This is a genomic window from Thiohalophilus sp., assembly GCF_031581315.1.
Classification (GTDB): Bacteria; Pseudomonadota; Gammaproteobacteria; order UBA6429; family Thiohalophilaceae; genus Thiohalophilus.
This window is the reverse complement of the sequence record NZ_JAVLAZ010000128.1, coordinates 1-5037: the sequence shown is the minus strand read 5'-3', so window position 1 is coordinate 5037 and position 5037 is coordinate 1. Positions and strand designations below refer to the sequence as shown.

Below are 5037 nucleotides of genomic sequence, written 5' to 3'. Positions count from 1 at the left end.
TACCGTCCTGCTGTTGATCGGCCTGCGCCTGATCTGGGGGCTGGTCGGTACGCGCCATGCCCGCTTCAGTGATTTTGTCAAACGCCCCGCCGAGATCAAACAGTATCTCAAAGAGGTGTTGCTGTTACGGCCCAAACGTTATCTGGGCCACAACCCGGCCGGCGGCGCGATGATTGTGCTGATGCTGATCACATTGCTGGTGACGACATTGAGCGGGATGGCAACCTATGCCGTGGAAGAGGGCGCCGGACCGCTGGCCGGCTGGATCGCGCACGAGTCCGCGGGCTGGGAAGTGGTCGAAGAGGTGCATGAGTTTTTTGCCAACTTTACCCTGTTGCTGGCGTTGATTCATGTGGCGGGCGTGCTGGTGGAAAGTCTGCTGCATCGGGAGAATCTGGTGCGGGCGATGTTCAACGGCAAAAAATCGTTACATGTCGATTAATAGAAAAGGAGAGAAATGATGCGTTATAAATCAGTACTGTTTAGTCTGTTGGCGGCCGGCGGTATCGGCATCCTCGCAAGCCAGGGGATGGATACGATGGATTTCGCCCGGGCGGATGATAAACTGGATTACCGGGAGGCGCGGGAATTGCGTCAGCAGGGAAAAATCCTTTCCCTGCAGGAAATCTTGCAGCGGGTTGAAAAGGACTATCCCGGCCAGGTCATAGAGACCGAACTGGAGCGCGAACACGGCAGTTATATCTATGAGCTGGAGATTCTGACCGACAATGGCAGGGTCATTGAACTGGAAGTGGATGCCGCCAGCGGCAAAATTCTGAAAACCGAGGAAGAGGACTGAAACTTGCGACTGCTACTGGTCGAGGACGAAACGGAACTGGCCGCTTCGCTCAAGGCAAAGCTGGTCGATGCCGGTTATGTCGTCGACCTGGCCCACGATGGGATAGAGGGCGAATACCTGGGTCGGGAATTTGAGTACGACACCATCATCCTGGATCTGGGACTGCCGGAACGCAGCGGCCTGGAAGTACTGCAAAACTGGCGTGAGGCAAAGATTACCACCCCGGTGTTGATCCTGACCGCGCGGGACAGCTGGCAGGACAAAGTGACCGGTCTGCAGACCGGAGCGGATGATTACCTGGCCAAGCCGTTTCATGGCGAAGAGTTACTGGCCCGGGTGCAGGCACTGATCCGCCGGCGCTATCAATCAACGGGCGCTCGCCTGCAGGGCGGGGAGTGGGTATTGAATGAAGAGACCCAGTCTGTCAGTAACGGCGAGCAAAGCTTTCAGTTAACCGGCACCGAATACCGGCTGCTGCGTTATTTCATGCTCAACCCGGGCAAGGTGCTGTCCAAAGCCCGACTCACCGAACACGTGTATGAAATGGACGCGGATCGGGACAGCAATGTTATCGAGGTGTATGTCCGTCGTTTGCGGGATCGTCTGGGCAAGGAGATCATTCAGACCCGGCGTGGCCAGGGGTATATCTTCGAGCCATGATATTCCGTTCCCTGCGTGCCAATCTCAACCTCGGTCTGCTGGTGACCATCATTGTGCTGGCCGTGGTGCTCTGGGCGTTGATCGGTATCGCGGTCGAAAAGATCACCGGCGAGTATATCCAGACCCGGCTGGAACATGATGCCGAAAGCCTGCTGGTTGCCAGTCAATTCGACAACGACGGGGAACTGATCCTGGATGAAAAGAAAATCCAGAATATCTATCATCGGCCCTTTTCCGGCCACTATTTCATCATTCAGGCCGGCGACAAAACGCACTATTCCCGTTCACTGTGGGATGAAACATTACATGTCCCAAAGAACCGTAAAACGGACAATGAGGTCATCAGTCACCAGCGCGGTCCACGCAACCAGTCCCTGCTGGTTCGCCAGCAGCGGTATAAAAAACAGGGTCAGGAGCTGCTGATTGTCACGGCCGAGGATGTCTCGCACATTGCCACACAGATACACCGATTCAGAAAACAGTTCGGCGCGTCAATTCTGCTGATCATTATCGTATTGCTCGCGGCACAAAGCGCGATCATTCATTTTGCCATGCGACCCGTCAGGCAGGCGCAACAGGCCATTGGCCGGCTCGAATCGGGACAGGCCAGCCAGTTGCCCGAGAATGTGCCCGCCGAAGTGTTACCGCTGGTCAGGGAAGTCAACCGGCTGTTGCAGCGTCAGCAACAGCGACTGGAACGTTCCCGAAATGCCATGGGCGATGTGGCGCACGCCATCAAAACACCCCTGGCCCTGATCCATCAATGGTATGAAGGCCTCGATGGTTCGGAACAACAGCGGCATGCACAGGTCTTGCAGCAGATCCGGCAAATACAGCAACGGGTCGACAGCGAACTCAAACGGGCCCGTCTGGCCGGTGACCGGCGTAGCCACAAGCGGTTTCATCTGCAACAGGATTTGCCACCGCTACTCGACACGCTGGAACGGTTGTATCAGGACAAGTCAGTAGCGCTCGAAGTAGACAATGCGGAAGATGTTCTTCTGCCCCTGGAGAAGGAAGACGCCACCGAGCTACTGGGTAACCTGCTGGATAATGCCTGGAAATGGGCGAACAGTCGCATTCGTCTGACGTTTTCCGAACAGAATGAGCGGCTGAGTATTACCATCGAAGACGACGGCCCCGGCATCGATCCCCAACAGGCCATCACCCTGCTGCAACGCGGCCAGCGCCAGGACGAAACCGTCAGCGGCCACGGCATCGGCCTGTCCATCGTCAAACAGATCGTCGAAAGCTACCACGGCACCCTGCAACTGGATCGCAGCCCGGCATTCGGTGGGTTGCGGGTAATTGTACAGCTGCCTCTTTTCGGGGGTTCTGATTAAAAAACGCGGAGGACGCGGAGTCGCGGAGTCGCAGAGGAATACAATTTTGAAAATGCTAAACCGGTAAAGGAAAGAGTTTTGAGGGCTTACTTTTGTAACCGATAAATATTAGAAAGTTGGTAACAGCGATGTTGTAGTCGTAAACCGGGTTCTTGATAAAATCCGTTTAAGTTAATAACACAATGATCTTTCTCCGCGCCTCTGCGACTCCGCGTCCTCCGCGTTATTTTCCCAGTGAATCCAAAAAGTGACTATTCCTGGTTAAGCCGGTCCCAGCGGTTGACGATGTCGCAGAACAGTTCGGCGGTGCGTTCGGCATCATAGACTGCTGAATGGGCTTCGCTGTTGTCCCATTCGATACCGGCGGCTTTGGCGGCGCGGGCGAGCACGGTCTGGCCGAAGGCGAGGCCGCCCAGGGTGGCGGTGTCGAAGGTGCTGAACTGGTGAAAGGGCATTTTCTTGAAACCCTGGCGCCTGGCAGCCGCCTTGATGAAGCCGAGATCGAAAAACGGGTTATGCCCGACCAGGATTGCCCGGCTGCATTGCTGAACCCGGATGATCTCGGCGATTGGTTCAAAAATCAGCTCCAGGGCTTCGGCTTCCGGTTTGGCCATACGAAACGGGTGGTAAGGATCAATACCGGTGAATTCCAGCGCTTTGGGGTCCAGCTGCGCACCTTCAAAAGGCTCAACATGGCAGGCAATGGTTTCGGCGGGTTTGACCTTGCCTTCGCGATTCATGATGACCGGAACGGCGGCGATTTCAAGCAGGGCATGACTGTGACAATCGAATCCGGCGGTTTCCACGTCGACCACGACGGGCAGAAAACCACGAAACCGTTTGGAAATATGGGACATCGGAGAGCCTTGAACGTTGCAGGGTAATAGTGGCAATGCGTATTATCACAGGTCTGTTGCAGCCAGGAAAGAGACGGGGCAGGTTTTTATGAAACAGTTAAATTTCGGTATTTCACGTATTGCCACGACGGGTTTGTTGTTGGTGGCACTTTGTGTTGCACACGCAAAGGAACAACAGGGCATATTGTGGGAAGTGGTTCCCGAATCGGGCCAGGCGAGCTATCTGCTCGGTACCATTCACAGCGAGGATCCCCGGGTAACGCGATTACCCCCACTGGTAAAGAAGAAGTTTGACCAGTCAAAAATCTTTTGTGCCGAAATGAAAATGAACGCGGGCACGCAGATCCAAATGAGCCAGGGGATGATGTATCTCGATGGCCAGAAACTGGATCAGCAGATTGACCGTGAGCTATATCAAAAAACCGTCACGTTGATCGCCGATTACGGTATTCCTGAACAGCTGGTGCCCATGTTTAAACCCTGGGCGGTCGGATTGCTGCTGAGTGTGCCCAAACCCGAATCGGGCATGTTCCTCGATTATGTATTGTATCAAACGGCGCAGGAGCAGGGTAAGCAACTGTGTGGTCTGGAAACCCCCGAAGAAGTCGTCGGGCTGTTCGACAACACACCGCTGAAAACCCAGATTAGCCTGTTGCGGGTCGCTGTTCGCGAACACAGTAACCTGGATGAAATGGTCGAGGAGATGCTGCAGATTTACCTGGCACGCGATCTGGACGAGCTGCTTGAATTCAGCGAAAGGGAACTGGAAAAATCAGGCAAGGATGTCAGCGCACTGGTCAACGACAGTCTGATCGAACAACGTAACCGGAATATGCTTGAGACCATGCAGACACAGCTGAAAAAAGGTAACGCCTTTATCGCCGTCGGCGCCCTGCACCTGCCCGGCGACGTCGGCCTGTTACGCATGCTGGAAGCGCAGGGGTATCGGGTCAACGCTGTCTATTAAAGGCAGTACTTAGTTCTTAGTACTGAGTACTTAGTTCTTGGTCCTCAGAACTCAGTAGCCTGTTCCTGTTTTTACTGCTTGGTGGGAGCGCCCCACGGGCGCGATGCTGGCCGATGGTGGGGTCGCGGTCGTTGCCCGCTCCCACAGGTAAAGGCAGTGAGTAGGCCGGACAAAGCGCAGCGGTGTCCGGCATCTTGAAAGTTGCCCGATACCGCGTTGCTTTATCGGGCCTACGACTCAGAACTAAGAACTCAGTACTCAGCACTCAGCACTCAGCACTCAGCACTAATCTTTTATTCGCCAGTGAACGGTCTGGCCGGCACGCAGCGGAATCAACTCCTCCTCACCAAACTTCATGCTGCCGGCCACGGTCCAGTCTTCGCGGATCAGGGTCACGCGATCGGTATTGCG

The 5037-nt window shown here is 55.0% G+C and carries 6 protein-coding genes; 5 read left to right on the top strand and 1 reads right to left on the bottom strand.

Translation table 11 applies throughout. The annotated features are described in order from the left end of the window. The 4 genes from RI563_RS12505 to RI563_RS12490 form a co-directional block, all read left to right on the top strand. A partial coding sequence (locus RI563_RS12505) for a cytochrome b/b6 domain-containing protein (RefSeq protein ID WP_310694719.1) occupies nucleotides 1-442 on the top strand: 442 nt, incomplete at its 5' end. A 15-nt stretch (nucleotides 443-457) separates the two neighbouring features. Continuing rightward, the gene (locus RI563_RS12500) at nucleotides 458-799 is read left to right on the top strand and encodes a PepSY domain-containing protein (protein WP_310694718.1); all 342 of its coding nucleotides are present in this window, start codon (nucleotides 458-460) and stop codon (nucleotides 797-799) included. Nucleotides 800-802: 3 nt separating this feature from the next. Further along, nucleotides 803-1459, top strand: coding sequence for a response regulator transcription factor (locus RI563_RS12495; protein WP_310694717.1), 657 nt, complete (start codon nucleotides 803-805; stop codon nucleotides 1457-1459). Beyond that, on the top strand, nucleotides 1456-2802 hold the full coding sequence (locus RI563_RS12490) for a sensor histidine kinase (protein WP_310694716.1): 1347 nt from the start codon (nucleotides 1456-1458) through the stop codon (nucleotides 2800-2802). Before RI563_RS12495 ends, RI563_RS12490 begins: the two co-directional genes overlap by 4 nt. A gap of 251 nt (nucleotides 2803-3053) precedes the next feature. Here RI563_RS12490 and rnt read toward each other — a convergent pair whose 3' ends face one another. Further along, nucleotides 3054-3659, bottom strand: coding sequence for a ribonuclease T (gene rnt, locus RI563_RS12485; protein WP_310694715.1), 606 nt, complete (start codon nucleotides 3657-3659; stop codon nucleotides 3054-3056). A gap of 88 nt (nucleotides 3660-3747) precedes the next feature. Here rnt and RI563_RS12480 point away from each other — a divergent pair, with 88 nt between their 5' ends. After that, entirely contained in the window at nucleotides 3748-4626 is an 879-nt protein-coding gene (locus tag RI563_RS12480) for a TraB/GumN family protein (RefSeq protein WP_310694714.1), read from the top strand. The last annotated feature ends 411 nt before the right edge of the window (nucleotides 4627-5037 follow it).

What these genes read in the sequence shown, in the direction of transcription:
- RI563_RS12500 (WP_310694718.1), top strand. Translation starts at nt 458, where the DNA reads ATGATGCGTTATAAATCAGTACTGTTTAGTCTGTTGGCGGCCGGCGGT.
- RI563_RS12490 (WP_310694716.1), top strand. Translation starts at nt 1,456, where the DNA reads ATGATATTCCGTTCCCTGCGTGCCAATCTCAACCTCGGTCTGCTGGTG.
- rnt (WP_310694715.1), bottom strand. Translation starts at nt 3,659, where the DNA reads ATGTCCCATATTTCCAAACGGTTTCGTGGTTTTCTGCCCGTCGTGGTC.
- RI563_RS12480 (WP_310694714.1), top strand. Translation starts at nt 3,748, where the DNA reads ATGAAACAGTTAAATTTCGGTATTTCACGTATTGCCACGACGGGTTTG.